This is a genomic window from Streptomyces sp. NPDC005574, from assembly GCF_040605435.1.
In the GTDB taxonomy this organism is placed as follows: domain Bacteria; phylum Actinomycetota; class Actinomycetes; order Streptomycetales; family Streptomycetaceae; genus Streptomyces.
Window position 1 is genome coordinate 1 of the sequence record NZ_JBEXCW010000354.1, and the last position, 1,091, is coordinate 1,091.

Consider the following 1,091-nt stretch of genomic DNA (forward strand, 5'->3'; position numbering starts at 1 on the left):
GCTGGTCACCGCGTGGAAGCAGGAGCGGGTGGCGCGGTCAGCGACCGGGGACCCGGGCTCCTGCGACCTGCGCGAGGTCGTGAACGCGCTGCTCTGTCAACGGCCATGTAGTTCTCCCCAGAGGCGGCCGGTAGTTCTCCCCACTGACGGCCAATGGAAGTTCCCCGGTGGCGGCCAGATATCTCCCCGCCTTCGGGTGGTGTGGGTCAGCTGAAGGGCTTCACTCCCTTGCCGGTGGTGGCCTCGGTGAATCTGAACGAATCACCCTGAGTAACCGTGACGTGAGCATGGTGAAGTAGGCGGTCGACGGTCGCGGTGGCCAGGGTCTTGGGCATGATCTCGTCGAATCCAGACGGATGGAGGTTGCTCGAAACCGCGATCGAACGCCTCTCATATGCGGCATCGACCAGGCGGTAGAAGCCCTCGGCGGCGTCCTCGGAGACGGGCAGCAGTCCGATGTCGTCGACGATGATCAGGTCCGAGCGGACGATCTTCGCGAGGGCTCGGGCGATGGAGTCGTCCGCGCGGTGCCGGCGGACCAGGGCGCCCAGGTCCTTGATGGTGAACCAGGCGACGGTCAGGCCGGCTTCGACGGCGGTCTGCCCGAGAGCCTCCGTGAAGTGCGACTTTCCAGTACCGCTTGGGCCACAAATACAAAAATTCTCCCGGCGTCCGACCCATTCCAGGCTCTTCAGGGCGTCCTGAGTGGCCCTGGGTATGGATGATTTGGTCTCATGCCAGTCCCCGAAGGTCTTGCCGGTGGGGAATCCGGCCCGCTTGCGGCGGGTGTGCAGGTTGGCGCGGTCGCGTCCGGCGGCTTCCTCGGCGAGAAGGACGCGGACGACCTCGGCGGGATCCCAGCGTTGGGCCTTCGCGGTGGGGATGATATCGGTCAACGACCGCCGGATATGCGGGAGTTTGAGCCGCTTGGTGGGCATTGTCAACTTGATCGCGGTCGGTCTGTGGGATGATCGTTTAGATCGTTTAGATCGTTTAGATCGTTTAGATCGTTCAGGTGGGGGTGGGGAGGGTGGCTGTGGAGGCCGGGGCGGCGGTGTCGTACAAGGGGTTCCGGTTCCCGGCGGAGGTCA

General features: G+C 64.5%; 1 protein-coding gene and 1 pseudogene. One reads left to right on the forward strand and one right to left on the reverse strand.

Annotation, left to right across the window (positions count from 1 at the left end; genetic code table 11):
- Window position 1 precedes the first annotated feature (1 nt).
- A pseudogene (locus ABZT03_RS44705) lies at window positions 2-100 on the forward strand (IS5/IS1182 family transposase); the annotation flags it as partial.
- A 106-nt stretch (window positions 101-206) separates the two neighbouring features.
- Here ABZT03_RS44705 and istB read toward each other — a convergent pair.
- A complete protein-coding gene (gene istB / locus ABZT03_RS44710; RefSeq protein ID WP_356050103.1) occupies window positions 207-938 on the reverse strand; it encodes an IS21-like element helper ATPase IstB in 732 nt (243 codons plus the stop codon).
- Window positions 939-1,091: the final 153 nt, after the last annotated feature.

Bases quoted from the DNA above. Each gene is read 5' to 3' on its own strand.
- istB (WP_356050103.1), bottom strand. From the start codon at position 938: ATGCCCACCAAGCGGCTCAAACTCCCGCATATCCGGCGGTCGTTGACC.